Raw genomic sequence first — 22,225 nt, 5'->3', positions numbered from 1 at the left:
TGCGGTACGCACGTCCGCACTAGGCCCGGCGAGAAAAGCCCCCGTCTCAAATCGACACATATTGCTATGATTGGGCAAGCAGACCACAATGGTATTCAGTACCTGATTACCCCTCATGGGCCGCGCCGCTGTAAACGCGTCGAATACCAGTGTCACACGTTTGTATTGCAAGTCATGCACAAGGCGCGTCGACCAACATATTGAAAGGATCCGAATGACCTCCTCCAGCCACTTTTTGATGTCTCGTCGCCAGTTCCTTGCCACAACAACCGCCAGCGCCGCGGCAATCACTCTGCACCCGTTTTCGGCCGCTGCCGGTGACAATCAGGCGCATCTGCGGATCATGGAAACAACCGATATCCATGTGCATGTGTTCCCTTACGATTACTACGCGGACAAACCGCGCGATACCGTGGGCCTGTCGCGCACGGCATCGATCATCAACGATATTCGGTCCGAGGCGACCAATTCGTTGCTGGTAGACAATGGTGACTTTTTGCAGGGAAACCCGATGGGTGATTACATCGCCTATGAACGCGGCATGAAGGAAGGCGACGCCCACCCAATCATAACCGCCTTCAATACAGTCGGCTATGACGCTGCGACCTTGGGCAATCACGAATTCAACTACGGCTTGGATTTTCTGGAAAAGTCGCTCGCTGGCGCTGATTTCCCTGTCGTGTTGGCCAACGTCGCCAAGGAACAAGGTGCAGGGCCGCGCGATGATAAGACCCTGGTCAAGCCTTACGCCATTCTGGACCGCGAAATTGAAATGGGCGACGGCAGCAAGCACCCAATCAAGGTCGGCGTCATTGGCTTTACCCCACCTCAGATCATGAATTGGGATCGCAAGCATCTGGAAGGCAACGTTCAGGCCCGCGACATCGTCGATACGGCGAAAGCCTATGTACCAGAAATGCAAGAGCAAGGTTGCGACCTTATCATCGCCCTGTCGCATTCAGGTATCGGTGAGGCAGACCACGCCGACGGGATGGAGAACGCCTCAGTCGCGCTGGCTGGCGTCGATGGCATCGACGCGCTGGTCACAGGCCACAATCACCTGGTCTTCCCTTCGCCCACCTTCGCGGATCGTCCGGGCATCGACGTCGAAAAAGGCACGCTGTTGGGTAAACCTGCGGTCATGGGCGGATTCTGGGGCTCGCATCTGGGCCTGCTTGACCTACTGCTGGAACGCAGCGGGGACGAATGGCGCGTCGTGACAACGACGTCCGAGGCGCGCCCGATCTCAAAGCGCAACGAAGACCGCTCGATCACCGCGCTGGTTGGCGACGACCAGACCGTTCTGAATTCGGTTGCCAAAGATCACGACGAAACACTGGCATATGTGCGCCGCGCCGTTGGCAAGACGTCTGCGCCTTTGCATAGCTATTTTGCGCTCGTCGCGGATGACCCGTCGGTGCAAATCGTGTCGATCGCGCAAAAGTGGTATGTCGAAGAGATGATGAAGGGCACCGAACACGAGGGGCTGCCAATCCTATCGGCCGCTGCCCCGTTCAAGGCCGGTGGCCGTGGTGGACCAGAATACTATACCGACGTCCCAGTGGGCGATGTAGCCATCAAAAACGTAGCTGACCTGTACCTCTATCCAAACACTGTGCGGGCGGTTCGCGTGAACGGCGCGCAGGTCCGGGGCTGGTTGGAGCGTTCGGCGGGTATGTTCAATCAGGTCGAGCCCGGCTCAGCTGACGCAATCCTGCTGAACCCGGAATTCCCGTCCTATAATTTTGACGTAATGGACGGCGTGACCTATCAGATCGACCTGTCCCAGCCTTCGCGCTTTGGGCCAAAAGGTGAAGAGTTGAACCCCGACGCCGCGCGGATCGTGAACCTGTCCTTCAACGGCACTCCGATTACCGACGATATGGAGTTCATCATTGCCACCAACAATTACCGCGCTTCGGGCGGTGGCTCATTCCCGGGTGCGATGGGTGACACGATCGTCTTCGAGGCGCCGGATACCAACCGCGACGTCATCGTACGTTACATTGTCGAACAGGGTACGATCGATCCAAAAGCCGACGCCAATTGGTCTTTCGCCCCACTCGCGGATACTACGGTTCTGTTCGAAACCGGACCAAAGGCCCGCGACTATATGGACGATGTCAAAGGGGTGGCGATCGAAGATGCCGGCGAAGGCTCCGATGGCTTTGCCGCGTTCCGCATCAAACTATAAGCCAAAGAGGTTTTCTCAAGGCCGCCGTCTTTTCCAGAGGACGGCGGTCGCTCACTACAGAAGAACGGTTGTTTAACCCCGAAGTCCGGGTTGCTGTGCATTCAGTCAAGCTCGCCGCTTTCTGACATCAAAATAGCCAGCGGTCGCGTGGAATGAATTTGCGACAAGATGATCATCACAACGGCGGTCAACGGTATTGCCAGTATGGTGCCTGCCAATCCCCACATCGCAGTCCAGATCGTAAGGGAAAACAGCACCATGAACCCGCTCAGGTTCACCGAGTTTCCGACCAATCGGGGCTCAAGGAAATTTCCGACAAACAGCTGCGCCGCCATAAGCGCGACCAACGCAACAACTGCGTGCCAGATACCGCCGAATTGCACGAGGCTGAGCATGACGGGAAACAGGACGCCCACGATAGAACCCAGATACGGAATATAGTTCAGGAGCCCAATCAAAATGGCCCAAAACATCGCGAACTCGATTCCAAGCAACAGCATGATCACATATGAGATCACGGCCAGGATGACGTTGATCAGAGTCTTGGCGCTCAGGTAGCTGCCGATTTTCTGGTTAATCTGAGCGACGATTTTCAACGACCGGTCTGCTGTTTCAGCATCACCCAGCGCCTTTCGAACCTTTTCCGGCATGTCATCCAGATCGGAAAGGATGAACACGATATAAAGGATCGTCATCATCAAGACCGTGCCGAAACCCTGGACCGTAGACAGCGTTCCCTGAACAAATCCCAGGATATTGAAGTTGCCAGCAAGCGTCTGTTCAATCGTGGACCAGTCCGGCAGTTTTTTAACGCCCAGCATGGCCATTGCCGAGTCAAGCAGCGCCTTCAGGTTGGTTTGATACTGCGGGATGTTCTGTGCGACTGCTTGTGCGTTTGCCTCAAGGAATACTCCGATCAGAACCAGCATCAGAAAGATGGCAAGCAGCGCAAGCAAACGGCGGCCTCTGCGCGGAATGTGTCGCAACCCTGGAACACGGCCGATTGTCGAAGCGGTCGAGTCCAGAATGTAAATCCCGATAATGCCCAACAGGACCGGTAGAAAGATGCTTTTGCCCAGCACAAGTAGCCAACCGATGACGAACGCGACGATCAGGCCAGATGCAAGTTTTGTCACGTTAAACTGCAGGATATCTTCGCTTTCGGTCGGACGCATGGTTCCTTTTGTGCCGGGTTCAAGTTTTATATTCAACTTTTATTCACGCAGATTGGGGACCTTAAGCGCGGTGACGGCTGCCCGGTGCAGGAGGTGTTTCGCGACCGCCGGCAAAACACTGCGCGATCGACATCCATTCCGCAGCAACCGGCCCCTCTACCTTCAGCGATGTATCCGCAATGTTGCGTGTTTGGGCTGATACCTGCGCGAACTCCACCGCAGATCCTGTTATCCGGTTGACCCCTTGTTCACCGAACTCCCACAAGGCTCCGGACGGTGCGGTCAATTCCAATCGTGGCATCGCCTCTGGTACGGGTTTGCTGTTGACCTGATAGGCCCAACCAAACGTGTTAATACCCAGAATGACGATGTTTTTTATCCGGTCCCGTTCGACGCGCTCTATGCCAAGAATATCAAAAACCTCTTGTCCATGCGCCCATGTTTCCATCTGACGGGCGGTCATTGACGAGCGCACCGACATATCCGGGCCGGCCCATTTCACCCGGTGTTTGGGGTTGAGATCAGCCCACCGTTTGCCAATGTCCGTGTAAAGTGCCCGCCACGCTTCGCGCAGCTCGTTCCCACGCAGCAAGATCGCTTTATTTTCCGCCGCACGTAGCCCTTCAGCCTTTGCTTGGGTGAAAAGTGCCCCAATCCGTGCAGTAAACGCGTCAGGGTCCTGAAGCGACAAATCGGCCATTTGGTTCCAATAGTGCAGGTGCACCAGAACGTCGTTCAACGTCCATCCCTTGAATTGGGTTTGGGTGGACCATTGGTCGCCCGAAGCATCGGCCAGAATGGCAAACAATGCCTCGCTTTCTTCCAGAAAATCGGTTGCCTGTTGCACTGCGTCTTCCTTCGATCTTGTTTTGGCTGTCTTCGATGGGTCTGGATGCCTTTGGAGAGAGGCGACAGCCGATTCACATCCAAATCCATCTACGTTTCATCAATCTCGATCAATACATCCCCCGCATTCAACTGCTGGCCAACCTCAACATGGACAGAGGTGACGACCCCATCAACGCCAGCGGTGATCTGGTGCTGCATTTTCATGGCTTCGAGAACAGCCAACCGATCTCCCTTGGACACGTTCTGACCCGGTTTCGCGGACACCTCGACCAAGGCGCCCGGCATGGGGGCGGTAACGCGGCCGCCAGCAACGGGTTCCGCACCCAGCGCACCCGGGCGCAGGCGTCTAAAAATCAAACGTTCGGGGCCAATGGCGATCTGGGCTGTGTCGTGCGTTATGTGTGTGGCGGCATCTACGGTCTGGGCATTTATGCGCGCGCGAACCTTTCCGTTGTCACACTTGGTGCACGAGACATCATACGAGTCGCCATAGACCCAAATCGTCCACCCACCCGGGCGGGCGAGTGCGCGCGTTTGTATCTCCGTGTCTCTATAAGCAAACGTCGTAGCAAACGGCGGCAACGCCGCACTGGCCCAACCAAGCTGGTCGGCTGAGACATAGCCCGCCGTTGCCCTGGCACGGGCCTGATCCGCATCCAACAACAGCGCTGTCGCCAATGCGATGTCTCGGGCATTTACTTCGTACGCAGGAAGGCCTTCGGGATAAGTCCGATCCAGAAACGTTGTCGTTGCTTCGCCGGAGATGAAGAATTTGTGCTGTAAAATATCGTCCAAAAACGGTGCATTCGTTACCGTTCCCAGCAAAATGGTTTCTTTCACAGCCATAACCAGCCGCGTGCGTGCCGTTTCGCGGGTTGGGCCATGCGCAATGATCTTTGCGAGCATTGGGTCATAGAAAGGAGATACATCTTGCCCTTGTTGGATACCTGCATCCACACGCACACCGTGGCCGGATGCAGCTTGCCAGAAATCAATTGGGCCGATTGCCGGAAGAAACCCGTTCGCGGGGTCTTCGGCATAAAGGCGCACTTCGATGGCGTGGCCATCCAGGGTGATGTCTTCTTGGGAGACTGAAAGTGCGTCACCTTGTGCGACTGAGATCTGCAGCGCCACAAGATCAAGGCCCGCGACCATTTCGGTAACCGGATGTTCAACCTGCAGACGGGTGTTCATTTCCAGGAAATAGAACGTGCCGGATGGTTCCAGAAGGAATTCCACGGTTCCGGCGCCGCAATAGCCCACAGCACGGGCGGCCTCAATCGCCACAGCCCCCATTTGGGCACGCAATTCTGGCGTCATGGCCGGGCTTGGGGCTTCTTCGATAACTTTCTGGTGGCGGCGCTGAACCGAGCACTCTCTTTCGCCCAGATGAATCACGTTCCCATGCCCATCGGCAAAAATCTGAAATTCGATATGGCGCGCATCGCTGATCGCTTTTTCAAGGATCAGCCCGCCGGATCCAAAAGCGCTCTCGGCCTCAGATCTTGCGATTGAAATCGTCTCGGGAAGTGCCTCAGCGGACTGGACGAGACGCATCCCGCGCCCGCCCCCTCCTGCTGCGGCTTTAACCATGATGGGGAAGCCAATTTTGCAGGCTTTTGCTGTCAAAGCGGTATCAGATTGTTCATCGCCTTCATACCCCGGCACGCAGGGCACACCGGCATCTGTCATCAGGCGTTTGGCAACGGCCTTGTCGCCCATCAGCCGGATTGCCTCGGGTTCGGGTCCGATAAAAGTTAGGCCCGCAGCGCCAACTGCCGCCGCAAACTCTGCGTTTTCGGACAAAAACCCGTAACCCGGGTGGATCGCCCCTGCCCCGGTTTCCTGCGCGGCCTCAATGATCTTTTCAGCTTTCAGGTAGCTGTCTCCGACCGGTCCTTCCCCGATCCAAATCGCTTCATCGGCAAGGTCGACATGCGGGGATTGTGCGTCAGCGGTTGTGTAAACTGCCACGGTGCGCAGTCCAAGCGACCGGGCAGTTCGCAGGATACGCACCGCGATTTCACCGCGGTTGGCAATCAGAAGCGTATCAAAAGTCATGCCTCAACCCCTGCCGTTCTTTGTTTTGGATGGGAACTTCGCGAATTGTTCAGCATGGTCAGAACCTGTGCACCCCGTACGAACTGGGTTTGACCGTCCGCGCACGACCTTCAAGGCAGGTTTCAAGGCAAAAGCCCAGCACACGCCGTGTGTCGCGCGGGTCAATTACGCCGTGATCTATGCACCGACCCGAGGTGTAGAACGCATTCTCCTGTTTGGTGAAGTGCTGCGTAATTGCTGCTTTTTGTGCGGACAACTTGGCTTCGTCCGGATCAATCCCCTTCCGTTTGAACCCAGCCCGCGCGACCATTTCCATCGTTCCGGCTGCCTGCTCGCCACCCATCACACCCGTTGCTGCATTGGGCCACGCAAACAAGAAGTCCGGGTCATAGGCATAGCCGCACATTCCATAATTGCCCGCACCGAAACTTGCCCCGATATAAAGCGTGATCTTTGGCACGTTAACCGAAGTGACGGCCTGAATCATCTTGGCGCCATGTTTGATCATGCCGCCCTGTTCATATTGCGTACCGACCATAAAACCCGTTATATTGTTCAAAAAGATCAAAGGGATATCAGCCTGTCCGCACAACTGAATGAACTGCGCGGCCTTGTTTGCCCCGGCGGGATCAAGTGGTCCGTTGTTTCCTAGGATGCCCAGGGCGATACCGTTGAGCGCGGCCTGCAAACAAACCGTCGCCGGACCATAACCGGGTTTGAAATCCTCAAAGTCCGAGCCATCCACGATACGTGCAACAACTTCGCGGACGTCATAGGGAACACGGTAATCGGTTGGGACAAGACCCGCGATCTCATCCGCATCGTATTTCGGCGGCTGTACCTCTTTGCTGCGACGCACGGGCAAAGATTTGTTCCAATCTAACCGAGCCATTACGTTCCGCGCGATTTCGATTCCGTGCGCATCGTCCTCGGCCAGGTAGTCGACCAGCCCAGATGTGCTGGCGTGCATCTCGGACCCGCCCAGATCGCGGTCATTGGCTTTTTCACCTGTCGCTGCGTGGACCAGCGCGGCCCCAGCTAGTGCAGCCATACCATTATTCTTTACGCCAACCACATAATCCGCAAGACCGGGCATATAGGCCCCACCGGCGGTTGACGGGCCGTGTAGTACTGCAATGTTGGGCAGGCCAGCGGCCGAATGGCGGGCAAGGTTGCGGAACAGTTTTCCGCCATTGGCCCAGAACTCGACCTTGTATTCCATCAAGTTTGCGCCAGCGCTTTCGACAAGATGCACGAATGGCAGGTTCTGTTTCCATGCCATGTCCTGCGCGCTCAGGAATGCTGCGGCCGACATTTCGACCATTGCACCAGCCTTTATCCCCGCATCATCGACGATAATCATGCAACGCACACCGGAGACAAAGCCGATACCGACGAGGAGCGACGCGCCCGGAACAGATTGTTCCGGATCATCGACATCGACGCAATAGCCTGCCAAACCATGCAGCTGTAAAAAAGGCATTCCAGGATCCAGCAACTGGGCCAGTCGGTCACGGGGTGTGATCTGACCCCGGGCCTCCATCCGTTCGCGCCGTTTTTCTGAAAGGGCGATTGGACGTGCTTCAAGTGCGCGCATCTCATCGACCAGCGCCAGCATATCGGCCCGGTTTTTCGCAAAGACCTCAGAGTCGCGGACGATCTGGCTGACAAAACCCATCAGACGCCTCCTTGTTCGGGGTGTACGAATAACTCTGCCGGAATCCTGATCGGTGTGGCCAGCAATATCTGAGCAAAGCTTTTACCTTGTGCGTCATTACGCAAGGAAGCTATGCCGCCGCCACCCAGCGCATTGTTCAGCAAAATGTTCATGGAATGCGTACCGGGCAGATAGAAACGATCGACCCTGCCACACAAGGAGTCAGAGAATACGTCTGCCAGCGATGCTTCGGTCAGCGCTGCCCAAATGTAGGGGAGATATGCTGCATGACGCGCAATTACCCCAATGTTCGCAATATCGCCTTTGTCGCCAGACCTTGCCCATGCAAGATCTTCTAAGGGGCGTGTGACCCACTTTTCTACGCTTTCATTGGCCGGTTCCGGCGCTTTGATCCCAACAGGCACTGGCTCTTGCGGGGAGGTCTTTGGCGGTGTGTAAGCGACGCTCTCGCCGTCCATCGTCACACGAAGGTTTACAGTGTCCGCGGGCACCAGAAAGGAAAACAGAGCGACTACCGGCGAAGGTTTTGGACGCCCTCCCCCGGTAAAAATATGCAATCCCGGTGGCGCAGCCAGTGCTGCACCGGTCATCTCACGCAGGAAGACGCCAACGGCGCGGGGATCGTCGTGCTTCACAGCCGCCTTAAGTGAGATCTCTTCATATTCACCGGTGCCGGGCCGTCCGCCGAAAGCCTCAACCGAAACCTCACGATAATCGGGGGCACCCATTCGGTGTAGTACAGCGCGTGCGCGATCCAATCCCGCTTGGGCAAATGCATCCGATTTTTGTCGTGCCTCGCGCCCGTTGATCAGAAACGTCATTCCCGCGCGAAACCCATCTGCCCAAGTGGCAGACACCTTTAGCTGCCCAGTCGGTGCGCGGCCCTTTGCGCCCGAGACGGTTACTTGGTCCGGCGTTGATTGTTCGATCCTGACATCGGAAAAGTCGCAAACCGCGTCCGGCAAGACATAGGCTCGTGGATCGCCGATCTCATACAGCATCTGTTCACAGACCGACGCAGGGGTCACACATCCGGTCGTACCATCCGGCTTTGTCAGGGCGATTTTGCCATCACCGCTGATCTCGGCGATCGGATAGCCAATTTTGGCGATGTCACCTGCCAATTTCCAGTCCGTGAAATTGCCTCCGGTCGCTTGGGGACCGCATTCCAGAAGATGCCCCGCCAGCGACCCGGCAGCCAACAAGTCATGGTCTTCGTGCCGCCAACCGAAATGAAACATACAAGCGGCCAGCGTTAGTGCGCTGTCGACGCAACGGCCTGTGATGACTATATCAGCGCCGGCCTGTAGCGCCGCCAATATTGGCCCCGCACCGATATATGCATTGACCGAGGCGATTTTCTCAATCGGTGGCATGGGCGCACCGGAGAACATCTCGGTCCGATCAGCGAACTCAGCCGCATGGGGCAGCAGATCGTCGCCTTCGACAACTGCTATTTTCAAGTTCAATCCCAATTCAGCAGATTTGCCCCGCAACGCATCGGCGCAAGCTTTTGGGTTAACACCGCCTGCATTTGACAACACCTTTACGCCACGCTCGGCGATTTTGCTCAAGTTTTGAGCCATAACTTCTGAGACGAAATCGACCGCGTAGCCCTTTTCGGGATCTTTCAAGCGCGCGCGAGCCATGATCGACATGGTGATTTCGGCGAGGTAGTCGTAGACCAGAAAGTCAATCTGTGGGGCACGCAGCAATTGCTGTGTTGCATGAGGGGCATCCCCCCAAAACCCGCTTGCTCCTCCGATCCGCAGAGAATGTGTCACGCCACGTCTCTCCCGTTTTGGCGCGATCTGCAGTTTACAGACCGACTGTTCTGTTTTTATGATTTGCCGATCACGCTGGTCAACGATGATCTGCCACAGCGACGCCACGGAAGATGACGGAAACGATTCAAAAGAAACCCTCGGTCCAGGATCAAAGATCCCGGGATATGCAGGCAAAAATCTGCAATGCCACGGTCACGTGCCTTGATCAGATGGGATATGCAGAGACAACCTTTGCCAAGGTGCAGGCCAAAGCGGGTATCTCGCGTGGCGCAATTACGCATCATTTCCCTACGAAACAGGCTCTGGTCGCTGCGACCGCCTTGCGACTGCTGAGCAAAGCGCAAATCCCGCCGGGGTCTCAGGATCGCGCACCTCAGCCGGTTTATGATCTGATCATGTCTGCCTGGGCCAATATCGTAAATTCCGCAGGCGGGCGCGCCATAGTCGAAATTCTGGTTGCTTGCCGTACCGACGTGGAACTGTTCGGACTGCTCGAACAAAGCCTGAGAGATTGGGACAAATCGAACCTGAGCCTGATCTCAGCCCGATACGCCAGCATATCGGGCGACCGTGATGATACCGCGCTTTTGTGGAGTATCACTCGAAACTTCCTGCGCGGCTTGCTGTTACATGAGAAATTTGTGTCCTCGCCGGAATACCTGACTCAGATGATGGATCGCTTTGCCCGCATGATGGAAAGCCAGCTTCAGCCCGTGCCGGAACATTACGTCGAGGAGGTCGAATGACACTGCCATCCCCTTTCATGACACCGGAACGTGACGCTTTTCGCCGGAACTTTAGTCGCTTCGTCGACACTGAAATCAAACCTCACATTGACCAATGGGAGGCAAATCGCGGCGTCCCTTGGGAACTGCATGCCGCAATCGCCGAGTTTGGGGTCTTCGGCTTTGGGATTGATGAGAAATATGGTGGTCTCGGTTTTGACAACGCGTTCATGCGCCATGACTACAGCGAAATCCTGTTTGGCTGTGGTGCATCCGGTATCGGTGCCGCAGTCGGCGGGCGTACGATTTCAATCAGTCCAATTGCAAGATTTGCTTCGGAAGAATTCAAAGAGAAGGTTCTGCCCGAGATTATCTCGGGACGCATGATGTCGGCGCTTGGGATCACCGAACCGGGCGCAGGTTCTGACGTGGCCAATATTCAAACCCGAGCCGAGCGCAAAGGCAGTAAGTGGATACTGAACGGGGAAAAGACCTATATCACCGGAGGGATGGATGCCGAATGGTTTGTGATCGGCGCCCGTACTGGTGGACCTGGTTTGACCGGTATCTCGTTGTTCTTAGTCCCTCATAATGCGCCCGGGTTCAGCCGTACACCATTAGGTGGCAAGATGGGGTGGCACAGCTCACAGCAGGCGACACTACATTTTGATTGCTGTGAGTTGGATGCAAACGCGCTTCTTGGGCCCGAGAACAAGGGCTTCGTAGCAATCATGGACAATTTCAACTTTGAACGGCTTGGCCTGACGTCCGCTTCGTTAGGCATGATGAAATTGTGTTTCGGCAGCGCACTGGACTGGGCTCGCGAACGTGAGACATTCGGAAAACGGCTGATCGAACATCAGGTTATTGGACACAAGTTTGCGGAAATGTCCGCTCGAATTGAAATGAACGAGGCATATATCGAACGCATCTGCTGGGCGATTGAGCAGGGCCTGATGCCCGTGGCTGAACTTGCCAAGGCCAAGGTGCAGGCCACCACGTCGCTGCAGTTTGTTGCATCCGAGGCCATGCAGATCTTTGGTGGTGCCGCCTATATGCTGGGCAATCCGGTCGAACGAATCTGGCGCGAGATTAAAATCATGGCGATTGGTGGCGGATCCGAAGAGATAATGCGCGATTTGGCAGTGCGCCAAATGGGGTTAGCAGGGCAATAGTTGCTTTTTTTAGGCCTAAACGGGCATCGCGAAGCTGAAGAAGTCGCCGTCAGCGCCACATCAGCCAAATTCCTTGCGCCGCAACTACTCTTTAAAAGCAATGCGGAATTGAACAATCAATTTTGACAACCTACATAACACCAGACTTAGCATACGAGGGGCTTATGGATTTCTGGTTTTTTGTTGGGCTTGGCCTGTTCGTATGGGCCGTTCGTGATTTGGTTTTTGGTTCGACCTACTTGTGGGAACGGGTCACCCGGGCAGAAAATCCAGGAACATATTGGGTATGCGTGCTGGTTTGGTTTGCCGTCGCGGTGGCAATTTTATTCACGTCTCCCACGATCTACTACCTGTTCTCATGACGACACGCCTCATGCGAAACGGCATGTAACCCTGCTTTTGAAGCCATAGCGATCTGGGTTGTCGCCCCAGCTGCACCTGAACAGAAGTTTGCTGCACGGTAATGCATGAGTGTTCAGGAGCTGAAATCCAGTCGACCTTCGAGCACAAGGCTGTGACGTTGGCCAAATGCCATGCTCAGCCGGACCGCAAAACAAAAACCCTTGGGAAAACTTTGGTGCGGGTGGAGGGACTTGAACCCCCACGCCTTGCGGCGCCAGAACCTAAATCTGGTGCGTCTACCAATTTCGCCACACCCGCAACCCAGGCACTCAGTGCCAGAATGTGGGCGTCAATAGCAAAGCTTGCAGCGGAGTGCGAGAGGGAAAATCGCGTTGCATGCAAGATTATTGATGACAACAACGCAATATATTCCCGAGCCGAACGCCGAGCACCTGTAACCTTTGCCGGGAGCTGCCGCCAAGCGGGCCTTGGATAGGCCCAATGTGTTGCTGCGTTGGAAACAAAACAATCGTCCGTTCAAATTACGCTTCAAACAGATCAACAGAATTCCCTTGTCAATTTAGACTGTTTTTATTGTCCCTTTCCTGGCAACATTCCAAGACATTTGGTGATAAAATGAAAACAAGCTTACGTTGAGCATCTCCTTCCCCTCTGGAAAAGCTACCAATGGCGAAAACTCAAAAGCATTCACGACAGGTATTTGTTTTACAGTTGTCACTTGCGTAATCTTGGCTTTAGAAATTTACTAAAACCTATTTAAAACATTATGTTAAGTGGGCTTCACAAAATGTGTCGCTCGCGCATCTCTTTAAAAAGTCAGTTCGCTCAGACTGCGAGCTAAAAGTATTTTTGCCTAAATCGATGTCAAAAATACGCCCATAGGTTGAAGGATAAAAGCAATGCACAACACATTTGCGCCACAATTCAAACGCCAAAATATCTTATTCGCGTCAAAATAAGACCGCCTTGAAAGTCATTGATGAGCGGCAGGAGTTAATGAGTCTTTTTGCCCTCGGGCGCTGTACGAGTTTTTTTCGCTCAACTCCAGTACAAGGGTCTGAAACGTGACCAATATGATGAACTCCGCTGCTGCCGAGCAAGAAGCCGTTGGCCTTGCGCGTGAAAGTTTTCTTGGTGAACTCAAATCCCTGAACCGCGACCATCCGAACACCGGGTTTGGCGTGTCATTGCGCACGCGATCCGGGCGGCGATACCTGCTTGCCAATTCGCGCATGCCATTGCCTGAAACCAAATCTGAGGGCTTTCCGACGGGGCGTCGTCTCGCCCGACTTGAAAACAGCGAGCGTTTCAGTTCGATCGAAGTTTTGGCCGATTGCCACACCTTCGAATCGATTTCTCCGGGGGCCGAAGCCGCAATCCTGGGTAATGCGCTGAATCTCATCGCTCGAATCGACACCATGACCAGCACGCCAACGGACACGTTGGCCGCAACAGGAACCGGAGGCTGAACATGGCGCGCAACGACCATCTTTTGTCAGTTGGCAATGAGGCACTGACGCCCATGACGTCGGCGATGACTTCGCTGACCGCACAGATTGATCAATTGACAGAGGTGGCGGATGCGCGTTCGTCCGCTCGACTTGCGACGCTCAAGACGCGGATGGAGAATTTCACGGCCAGCGTAACTATGGTCGGGCAGGTCAAGGCCGGTAAGTCCTCGATCGTGAACATCCTGGCCGGGCGCCCCGCCCTGCTGCCGTCGGATGTGAACCCGTGGACGTCAGTGGTGACCACACTAAACATCAATACCCGCACCGAAGGGGACAAACGCGCAAAGTTTACCTTCTTCGAACAGGAAGAATGGGACAACTTGATGGTCGGCGGCGGCCGTCTGGGTGAACTGGCAAACCGTGCCGGTGCAGATGACGAGATGGATGACATTCGCCGCCAGATTGGTGAGATGAAGGCCAAATCCGAATCCCGGCTGGGCCAGCATTTCGACCTTATTCTGGGGCAAAGCCATCAGTATGATTACTTCGATGAAGAACTGATCCAGCGCTATGTCTGCCTGGGTGACGAAGACGATCCGGACATCAACCCAAAGACCGGGCGGTTCGCTGATGTGACGAAGTCGGCGGAATTGTATATGGACATTCCGCAATATCCGATTTCGTTGAAACTGTGCGACACGCCGGGTGTCAACGATACCTTTATGGTCCGCGAGCAGATTACTCTGCGCAGCTTGCGCGGATCAGAGGTCTGCGTTGTTGTTCTGGCTGCCAGCCAGGCGTTGACGACAATGGACATGGCGCTGATGCGGATTATCGCGCAATTCGAAAATCGACAGATCATCCTGTTTGTGAACCGAATTGACGAACTGGCAGATCCGGTCAATCAGGTCCCGGAAATCCGTGATCGGATCCTGGATACGCTCAAACAGAACAATATCGATTCCAGCACCAGCGTCATTTTTGGCAGCGCCCTATGGGCTGAAGCCGCGTTGACTGGTAACCCCGAAATTTTGTCTGATGAATCGCGAGAGGCGTTGAACACGTTCTACCTGGCGGCCGGTTTTGGCGATCAGGCCCCCTCGCTCGACAAGATCTGGGCGCTGTCCGGTCTGCCCGATCTGCTGTTGGCCATGAACGAACGCATTGCCGAAGGCGCAGGCAACCGTCTGCTGGATCGAGTGCGCCACCGCGCGCGGAACATCGCCAGCCAAATCCGCGCTACGGCTGTCGCCAAAACCCTTTCGGGTGGCGAAGGTCTCGTGCGCGACTTGGACGGTGTGTCACCCGAAGAAGCGATCGCAACGCTATCGGAGCAGTACGAAAAGAAAGCGGCCGAACTGACCGCATCCTTGCGTGCCAAGGTGTTGGAACGACTGAACTCGGCGGAAACCAACTTTGTCAAACGCGCGACGGACTCGCTGATAGCTCACTTGGAGCTGAATGGCGAACAGGGCACATGGCAGTATGACCCTGCGGGGCTCCGGACTTTGCAAAAGGCGGCATACTTCAGCTTTGCGCGATCGATGCGCAAAGAAGCAAGTGCGCTGTACAATACTGCAGCCGCAGATATTGAGGCCCTTTACCAGAAGATTCTGGGCAACCACTTGGGTGAGTTCAGTATCGAAGCGCCCATCGTTCCGCGTGTACCGCCCCCGCTTGGCATCGGGCGAACCATTGCGCTGGATCTGCAAAGCACGTGGTGGCGCCGCTGGTGGCAACGCCGAAAAGGGTTCGAAGCCTACGCCGCCGACTATACCCGCCTGATCACGTCCGAGGCGAATTCGATCACCAAGGACATTGAGGAAAACCAAGTAGCCGCCGTGTTGGAAAACGTTCGGGCAATCCTGTCGGATTTCATGCGCGAGCAGAAAGAGACGTTGCTTAGCATTTCGGCCTCAGCCGAGAATGACCCAAGCCGCAACGCAGCTCTGATGGCAGGACTGACACCACAGAAATCGCGTGACGATATTCTGGGCGACATCCTGAAAGATCTTAGTAACGAGGCAGCATAAGTAGCGATATGGCAAAAGACTCACAAACCCGTTTCGTCTCGCCCAAAGCATGGGAACGCATCGAGCAGTGGTCCCGCCGCAAGCCGATCTTTGCACTCATGGGTGAATTCAGCGCCGGCAAATCGACGCTGATGAACTTTCTGCTTCGGTCGCATACGCTGCCGACTCAGGTGACGGCCACACAATTGCCTCCCGTCTGGTTCAGTTGGGGCAAGCAATCTGCCTATGTACAGCGCCACGACGGCACACGCGAAAACATCGAGTTGGATGCGTTGGAGTCGGTCGGTGTAAACGACGCCCAATTCGTTCGTATTTTTCTGGAATCCGACATTCTCGAAGCGGTTGATCTGATCGACACGCCGGGTATCTCGGACCCCAAGATTTCAACCGATGTATGGCGTCGCGCCGTAGGTCAGGCCAATGGCGTGCTGTGGTGCACACATGCAACCCAAGCCTGGCGGGAGACCGAGCGGGCGACATGGGTCGCTCTGCCGGAACGGTTGCAGCATAACTCGCTGCTGCTGGTAACACGTGCGGATACATTGGGTCCGAAAGACCGCCAGAAGGTGTTGCGCCGCGTCAACCGTGAGGCCGGACATCTGTTTAACCGGTCAATTTTGTTCTCGGCCCGCGATGCGATTATCGCGCGCGACAAGAGCGGCGATGCTGAACTGTGGGGACGCAGCGGTGGTGGCAAGATGGTGGACAGCTTTCTTGAGATCACCGAGCAGATCATGGACAATCGCGCAGACATGTTGGCGCGGTACCAGATCGACAATAGCCTTGCTGATAGGCCACGTGTCCAACCGATCCGCCCACGCAAAACTACTGAAAGTGCCGAACAGCTCACTCCGCTGAAGCTGGTCAATCCCGTTCAGGACGAAAATGCGCAGGACGAAGTGGTAACCAGCTTTCCTGTACGCCCTGCCCGCGTAGAAGCACGCTCAAACGATACCGAACGTGCCCCCCGGATTGATGCGGATGAGGCAGAGCGGTTGCGCGCTGAGATGACCGCGATATCAGAAGAAACCAAACCTGAAACGGAAACCGATCAGGACGAGCTACGGTCATTCTTCCGGGAAACACCTAGCCAACCTTTAAATTTGGCAGATATCACGGAAATCCCTTCGGAAGAAAACGCGTTTCTTGAACTAGATGACGAGGATTTCGACGAAGAAGATTCCTTGGAACTGGAAGGTGAAGACGAAGCAGAACAGCCTGACATCAACTTCGATGGCCAGGACCCCTTTGGGACATCGAATGAGGGTAAGCTGGCTGATGCGCCTGAAACCAGTGAGGCCGACGAACCTCAAGTAGACGCTCAAAGCGCTGATGTTTCCGTGTCTTCCATTGCTGCCTTGCTTGCCGAGCAATCCAATGGTGCGGCTGATGAATTCGAACCGGAACCTGAAACCAGCGGCCTGATCGAAACACAGGTCGTGCCCATGCCGAACGGCACCTCTTCAGACGCAGAGCCCGAGTCTGAAACGTTGGAGCAACTATTGAGTGTGGACGCCGGATCAACCCTCAGCGCGTCGGCGATGTGGCGTGAGATTACGACAGGCGAAGATCTTCCCGAAGACGTCGAAGGCCTGAAAAAAGTATTCGGAGCCTTCCTTGAAGAGTTCGACAAGATCGCTGCTGAACACAGCGCCCGTGACGCAAATGAAGATGTGCCAACGCTTCCGAAAACCGGAAACAAAGGCGGGGCTGAATGGCATGTTTTATAACGTGAAACCAAGGTAGAAGGACGGGACACCCGATGTCTATCGAAGCCGCACTGAAATCCGCGATGGAAACGATACCCGACTGCGTTGCAGCCGGGTACGTCGACATGGAAACAGGGATGTTATTGGGGACCAGCATTACCGATCAAGAGGACGCAAAGGTGCTGGACAGTCTCGCTCTTGCGGTGGCGAACCTGTTTCAAGGCGGCGGTGTCGGTGCTTTTGAAACATTGCTGCGGCAATCGGGGAATGCCGATGCTGAAAATCCGGGGTTTGGGGAAATCGCTGTGTTTTCAGGGGATAGGCTGAACATATTTTTGAGGACAGAGGCCTATCCGGATCACGTAGTCTGCTACATCTGTCGCAACAGCGCGAATGTAGGATTGGCACTGACAAAATCGCATCTCAGTTTGGGGCCGGTCGCGGCCGCAGTTTAGACGGGACCAGAGGGGGTCACGGCATGATGGATACAGACATACTCGACCTGCTCGAGGATATCGGACGATCATCGGTTGCACGGCTGGAACCTGCCGTTGCGCTATCGGGTGACACGGCCGTTGAGCGTCGCGATAGGGTGCTGCAATCCATCCGTGGTACTGTTTTACCACGTCGGCTGGAGTTCACGGCGGCCAATGGCGATTGCCTCGCGATTGAGGTTAACAGCTCTCGGGTTACCGACGTTTTTCGCGTCCGATCCGGCGTTGCGCCGGACTTTGAAACCGAACAGCGAGAAGCGCTGGCTGGTCAGTTGGCGCAACTGGTAACCGATATTGCCGCGGCACCTGCGCCGCTTAGCATGATCTCGCTGCGACCGGACACCATGCTTGAAGCGGACGATGTAGGCATCACGTTCAGCGAAATTGCCAAAGCCTGCACGACGATCGAAATGCCCGCAGAACCCGTCATATCGGTTGTTCCAGACACCACCGAGCCTAATGTTGATGTGGAATCTGAGGACGATACGGACGGCTTGGTCGGCTTGTTCTACCAAGGCAGCCAACGTTTGGCCGTTGGCCGCATCCAGGCCAAAGCCCCGAACGGGGAATTGATTCAGTCGGATGGCGATTGCGCTGAAGATCAGTCATTGCATGCCGATCAAACCTTACTGGCGCAATTCGCCCGTGACCTTTCAGGCTGGGATGACGACACAGCCAGCGCTCTGGATCATCCACAACTGATCGTTATGCGCCCTTCCGGAGGCAAAGGTTCTGGCTTGGCTGTTATGAATGACGGCAAAGAATTCTCCATGGTAGTTCACGAGGCCCGCAAACTTGGAGCCATAGTGAGTCTGTGGACATCTCTGACGGAGCGTTCCCAATGAATGCGCTCGTAACATTCAATTTTTCGACTAATTCAATCTGTGATTGCAAGTACCCAGGGTAAAAGTATGAGTGAAAGTAACCGTCGTGAGTTAATTCGAATAGCCGAAGATATGAACGGGGTCAGCAATGACGAGACCCGCCAGTTTATTTCGCGCATTGTAGGCGATCTATCCAATCTGAAACCGTCAATCGCATTTGTCGGGCAGATCAAGGCTGGTAAGTCCCGCCTTATCAACGGGTTCACTGGGCAGGCAGAATACCTGCCTTCGGACGTGAATCCTTGGACAACCGTGATCACCGATATGCATTTCGGTCACCCCTCGGGTCGGACCGAAGGGGCCGAATTCCATTTCTTCGATAACCGTCAGTGGCAGGCGTTGATCGCCGAGGGCGAAGAACTGCGCAATATGTTCCCCGATGACGAGGACAGTTATAAGCGCGAAATGATCGAAGAGCAGGTCGACGCGATGAAAACCCGCGCCCAACTGCGATTGGGCGATAGTTACGAGCAGTTGCTCGGCCAACACCACGATCTGGAGCATCTGAACTCGGACGATCTGGCCCGTTATGTTTGCGCCGGCGACGATCCGACCGACAGCGAGGAATATGATCCCGGTTCCGATCGGGGATTGTACAGCGACATCACGCGCAAGGCCGAGGTGTACTTTGACATCGGCCACTTTCCGTTCCCGCTGACCGTCACAGACACGCCTGGCGTCAACGACCCTCTGCTGATCCGCGAAGAAATCTCGCGCCAGTATCTCAAAGAATCCGATTTCTTTGTTGTGGTTTTATCTGCGCATCAGGCCCTTTCACGGGCGGATCTGAAGCTGTTCCGTCTGATGCAGGCTCTGGAACTGGGACAGATCGTCGTGTTCATCAACCGCGTAGACGAGTTGGGCGGCGGAGCCGAAGACGCTGGAAAAGTCCGAACGGATGTTTTGGAGGGCCTTGAAAAAGCACTGGGCAACTCGAACATCGATGTTCTTATGGGCAGCGCCCAATGGGCTCACTATGCGCTGACCGGTGACGATACCGGAGTGAACCACGATCATGTTCTGGCCTGGCTGCGCGCCCACCCCGAGCAGATGAAACAGTATCTGGACGGTGTTGAGGAGATCAAGCAAGGCCCCGGCCCGATCAGTCGCGAGGGTGTTCTGCGCTTTGCGGCAATGATTGCCTCGGGTCTGCCCGATCTGCGCCGTCATGTTACCCATGCTTTGACTCAAGGGCCGCGTGACGAACAGCTCAAGATGGCTTGGCAGCACCTTAACAGCTTTGCCCAAGGTGAACTTGAACGCTCCAAGGCCCATCTGCGCGCGATTGATGATGAAAACTCTGCTGATCTGACCAGCGGCGGTGAAAATGATAAAACACTGGCCGAACTGCGCACTCTGGTTTCGCAAAAAACCACTGAGATCATTGACGACATGGATGATGTGTTGGCCAATCTTCGCGGGGTTATGGATGACACTGTGTCAGAGGCTGTTTCCGCGGTTGTCCGGGGGCCGAATGGCGCGTCACCCCTGTTGGCCAAAGGCGGTGACACCGAGCTGAACTTTTCACCACTGCGGGATCGCATGCGCGAACTGGTTCAGGGTGCAACTCAAGTGGTCCGACAGCGGATGCTCAGCGAACTTTACGCCATAGACATGAACAGCAATGCCGCCCTTCGCGCCCTGCCCGGCTGGCAGGACCCGGCCGACAGTCGGATGAATACCAGTGCGGTTCGTTGGTTCCGCCCAGACACCACCGCGCTTACGCGGGGCATTACCGTGGAATTGCGCGTCAGTTGGCTGTCCCGTCTGATCTCGCGCAAAAGTGTCGTCGCGCGGGCCGAGCGTATGATCGTTCAGGAGTTCGAAATGATCGGGGACGATCTGGTGGACACAGCACGTACAGATCTGCTGGAACGTCTGAACACCGTTCTTGACCACTATCTGGCATTGTTGGCCGGACACCTTGAACAACGGGTCGGATCCGGCCAAACCAATGTTCGTGCAGAAGCACAGGCGGCATTCGATCAGGCGCAACGTGTTGCAGATGATCTGGATGCGGTGTTTGGCGGCAATAACGCCCGCAAGAAATTAGCAGAGGCTGCGGAATGATTGAATTTCCCGGAACCGAACAGGAAGTACGCAAGCTTGAACGCTTCCTGACCGCCACGGAAAACCTGCCTTCAGAGGCAGGTCTGGACAAGATGCGCGAACGCGCCTTGTTTCATGCCGAACGGCTTTCGAACGCGGTCAATATCGGTTTCGCCGGGGAATTCGGGGCCGGGAAATCCAGTCTCGCCAACATGCTGGCCGGGGCCGATATTCTACCCACGGGTCCTCAGCATCTGAAACTGCCATTGGTGATTGTTGCGTATGCGGATACACCGGAAACCACAGTTGGCTGGTGGGACAAGGAACCCAAAGTCTATTCTGGAATCGCTTTGGAAAAAGCTGCGGCCGACAATCCGGACTTTATCTCGGTCGGGCTGAATACTCCGGCCCTGCAGGAAATTTCTCTGTTTGATCTGCCTGGAACTGGCGCGCTGGACGATACCTACAAATCCACCCTGGAACTTTTGTCCTATGTCGATTGCGCCATATGGTGCACTAACGGAACAAACGCCTGGCGAGAGACAGAACGCCACCTTTGGGCACAAGTTCCGCAAGAGTTGCGCTCAAACAGTTTGTTGGCAGTGACCCACACGGACCTTCCTCCGGTTCGTGATGCATTGGACCGTGTTCTGAACCGGCTGGAAAAGGAAAAAGGCGAGTTTTTCCGCTCGGTCGTGCCCATCGGCACGCCGGTGGCCGTCAAGGCTATGGCGCAAGAGCCCGAACCTGATTTCGATTTGTGGGAGACCTGCGGCGGACAAAACCTTGCCGAACAGGTCCTGCAAGTCGCGTCGGAACGGCGTTTGAAAGATTTGGAAGCTGCCAGAAAGGATATCGAGCAGGAGTTTCTTCCATTTCTATCCAGCCAGAATATGCACGACCCTGAGCCGACGCCAGTCGAAACACCCTCGATTCATGCTACTCTGGAATCCGCCCTTCCCCCTCTGGAAAATCCGATCCTCGAAGATTGGCTGGCGGCTATTGCAAGTATCTATGACGACTTGCGCGAAACATCGGATATCGAACCCGCCGCATTCCTGAACAGCTGTCAGGAAATCGTCGAAGACTTTGCAGAGCGTCTTGAGCAAGGGGGCGAAATCGCGGCCGAAGCTGACTGGATTCCTGGTGAGTTCGAAAAGGCCACGGATCTTCTTTTGCTACTGCAATTCGAAAGTGGTGACGCCCCCCTCAAGGATGCGATCAGCATCCTCGCACAGCTCAGCGACAACCTCGCCTGGGCCGGCAGCCGCGTCGATTCCGTTCAGCCAAAAACCGGAACCTGACCTCCACCCGTTTTAATTGAGCCGTGCACGGCGATTCGAAGCCTTTAGAATCGCGGGGGTATTGTTTCGGTTTTGATGCCCAATACGTAAAAAACAGGCACTCAGTCCGCAAATTTTACCGCCTGCTATTCAATATGTGGCGCAAAACTACAACCCCAACACAATATATAGATTTTCACGGCGCTGAGTTCTTAGTGAAGCCATCAGGCGGCCCCAATAATGTCAAATTTGAAACGTCTAACGTTCATGAGTGTCCTGCGGTTGTGTTTGGTTGTGAGTTCGCGGGCTGAAAGC

Annotated in this window: 16 protein-coding genes and 1 tRNA gene; 11 read left to right on the top strand and 6 right to left on the bottom strand. The window is 55.2% G+C overall.

Translation table 11 applies throughout. The features are described 5' to 3' along the window. Positions 1-214 precede the first annotated feature (214 nt). Positions 215-2,194: a bifunctional 2',3'-cyclic-nucleotide 2'-phosphodiesterase/3'-nucleotidase gene (locus ACR0AK_RS15960; RefSeq protein ID WP_480794042.1), complete on the top strand. Its 1,980-nt coding sequence runs from the start codon at positions 215-217 to the stop codon at positions 2,192-2,194. Positions 2,195-2,295: 101 nt separating this feature from the next. Here ACR0AK_RS15960 and ACR0AK_RS15955 read toward each other — a convergent pair whose 3' ends face one another. The 5 genes from ACR0AK_RS15955 to ACR0AK_RS15935 form a co-directional block, all read right to left on the bottom strand. Continuing rightward, complete coding sequence (locus tag ACR0AK_RS15955) at positions 2,296-3,369, bottom strand: AI-2E family transporter (RefSeq protein WP_480794041.1); 1,074 nt, start codon at positions 3,367-3,369, stop codon at positions 2,296-2,298. A gap of 61 nt (positions 3,370-3,430) precedes the next feature. Continuing rightward, positions 3,431-4,216: a TIGR03084 family metal-binding protein gene (locus ACR0AK_RS15950; RefSeq protein ID WP_480794040.1), complete on the bottom strand. Its 786-nt coding sequence runs from the start codon at positions 4,214-4,216 to the stop codon at positions 3,431-3,433. An 89-nt stretch (positions 4,217-4,305) separates the two neighbouring features. Next, positions 4,306-6,279: an acetyl-CoA carboxylase biotin carboxylase subunit gene (locus ACR0AK_RS15945; RefSeq protein WP_170559951.1), complete on the bottom strand. Its 1,974-nt coding sequence runs from the start codon at positions 6,277-6,279 to the stop codon at positions 4,306-4,308. Between the two features lie 58 nt (positions 6,280-6,337). Next, on the bottom strand, positions 6,338-7,957 hold the full coding sequence (locus ACR0AK_RS15940) for an acyl-CoA carboxylase subunit beta (protein ID WP_480794039.1): 1,620 nt from the start codon (positions 7,955-7,957) through the stop codon (positions 6,338-6,340). Then, entirely contained in the window at positions 7,957-9,741 is a 1,785-nt protein-coding gene (locus tag ACR0AK_RS15935) for an acyclic terpene utilization AtuA family protein (RefSeq protein ID WP_480794038.1), read from the bottom strand. The genes ACR0AK_RS15940 and ACR0AK_RS15935 overlap by 1 nt, the downstream gene beginning before the upstream one ends. A 113-nt stretch (positions 9,742-9,854) precedes the next feature. On the opposite strand from ACR0AK_RS15935, the gene ACR0AK_RS15930 reads away from it, so the two are divergent. From ACR0AK_RS15930 to ACR0AK_RS15920, 3 genes are all read left to right on the top strand, one after another. Beyond that, complete coding sequence (locus tag ACR0AK_RS15930; RefSeq protein ID WP_480794037.1) at positions 9,855-10,490, top strand: TetR/AcrR family transcriptional regulator; 636 nt, start codon at positions 9,855-9,857, stop codon at positions 10,488-10,490. Next, entirely contained in the window at positions 10,487-11,644 is a 1,158-nt protein-coding gene (locus ACR0AK_RS15925) for an acyl-CoA dehydrogenase family protein (RefSeq protein ID WP_480794036.1), read from the top strand. Before ACR0AK_RS15930 ends, ACR0AK_RS15925 begins: the two co-directional genes overlap by 4 nt. A gap of 164 nt (positions 11,645-11,808) precedes the next feature. Then, positions 11,809-12,006: a hypothetical protein gene (locus ACR0AK_RS15920; protein ID WP_480794035.1), complete on the top strand. Its 198-nt coding sequence runs from the start codon at positions 11,809-11,811 to the stop codon at positions 12,004-12,006. A 213-nt stretch (positions 12,007-12,219) separates the two neighbouring features. Here ACR0AK_RS15920 and ACR0AK_RS15915 read toward each other — a convergent pair. Further along, positions 12,220-12,304: transfer RNA gene (locus ACR0AK_RS15915), tRNA-Leu, on the bottom strand. 779 nt (positions 12,305-13,083) lie between these two features. Here ACR0AK_RS15915 and ACR0AK_RS15910 point away from each other — a divergent pair. From ACR0AK_RS15910 to ACR0AK_RS15880, 7 genes are all read left to right on the top strand, one after another. After that, the gene (locus ACR0AK_RS15910) at positions 13,084-13,476 is read left to right on the top strand and encodes a hypothetical protein (RefSeq protein WP_480794034.1); all 393 of its coding nucleotides are present in this window, start codon (positions 13,084-13,086) and stop codon (positions 13,474-13,476) included. A 2-nt stretch (positions 13,477-13,478) separates the two neighbouring features. Then, the gene (locus ACR0AK_RS15905) at positions 13,479-15,491 is read left to right on the top strand and encodes a dynamin family protein (RefSeq protein WP_170559929.1); all 2,013 of its coding nucleotides are present in this window, start codon (positions 13,479-13,481) and stop codon (positions 15,489-15,491) included. 8 nt (positions 15,492-15,499) lie between these two features. Beyond that, positions 15,500-17,221, top strand: a complete 1,722-nt coding sequence (locus ACR0AK_RS15900) for a dynamin family protein (RefSeq protein WP_480794033.1) — start codon at positions 15,500-15,502, stop codon at positions 17,219-17,221. Positions 17,222-17,253: 32 nt separating this feature from the next. Beyond that, positions 17,254-17,655, top strand: coding sequence for a hypothetical protein (locus ACR0AK_RS15895; protein WP_170559927.1), 402 nt, complete (start codon positions 17,254-17,256; stop codon positions 17,653-17,655). A gap of 23 nt (positions 17,656-17,678) precedes the next feature. Next, positions 17,679-18,539: a hypothetical protein gene (locus ACR0AK_RS15890; RefSeq protein WP_480794032.1), complete on the top strand. Its 861-nt coding sequence runs from the start codon at positions 17,679-17,681 to the stop codon at positions 18,537-18,539. 66 nt (positions 18,540-18,605) lie between these two features. Continuing rightward, positions 18,606-20,648, top strand: coding sequence for a dynamin family protein (locus ACR0AK_RS15885; RefSeq protein ID WP_480794031.1), 2,043 nt, complete (start codon positions 18,606-18,608; stop codon positions 20,646-20,648). Beyond that, positions 20,645-21,931, top strand: coding sequence for a dynamin family protein (locus ACR0AK_RS15880; protein ID WP_480794030.1), 1,287 nt, complete (start codon positions 20,645-20,647; stop codon positions 21,929-21,931). The genes ACR0AK_RS15885 and ACR0AK_RS15880 overlap by 4 nt, the downstream gene beginning before the upstream one ends. Positions 21,932-22,225: the final 294 nt, after the last annotated feature.

Source organism: Ruegeria sp. BI12, assembly GCF_056537985.1.
This window is presented reverse-complemented; position numbering and strand designations above follow the sequence as displayed.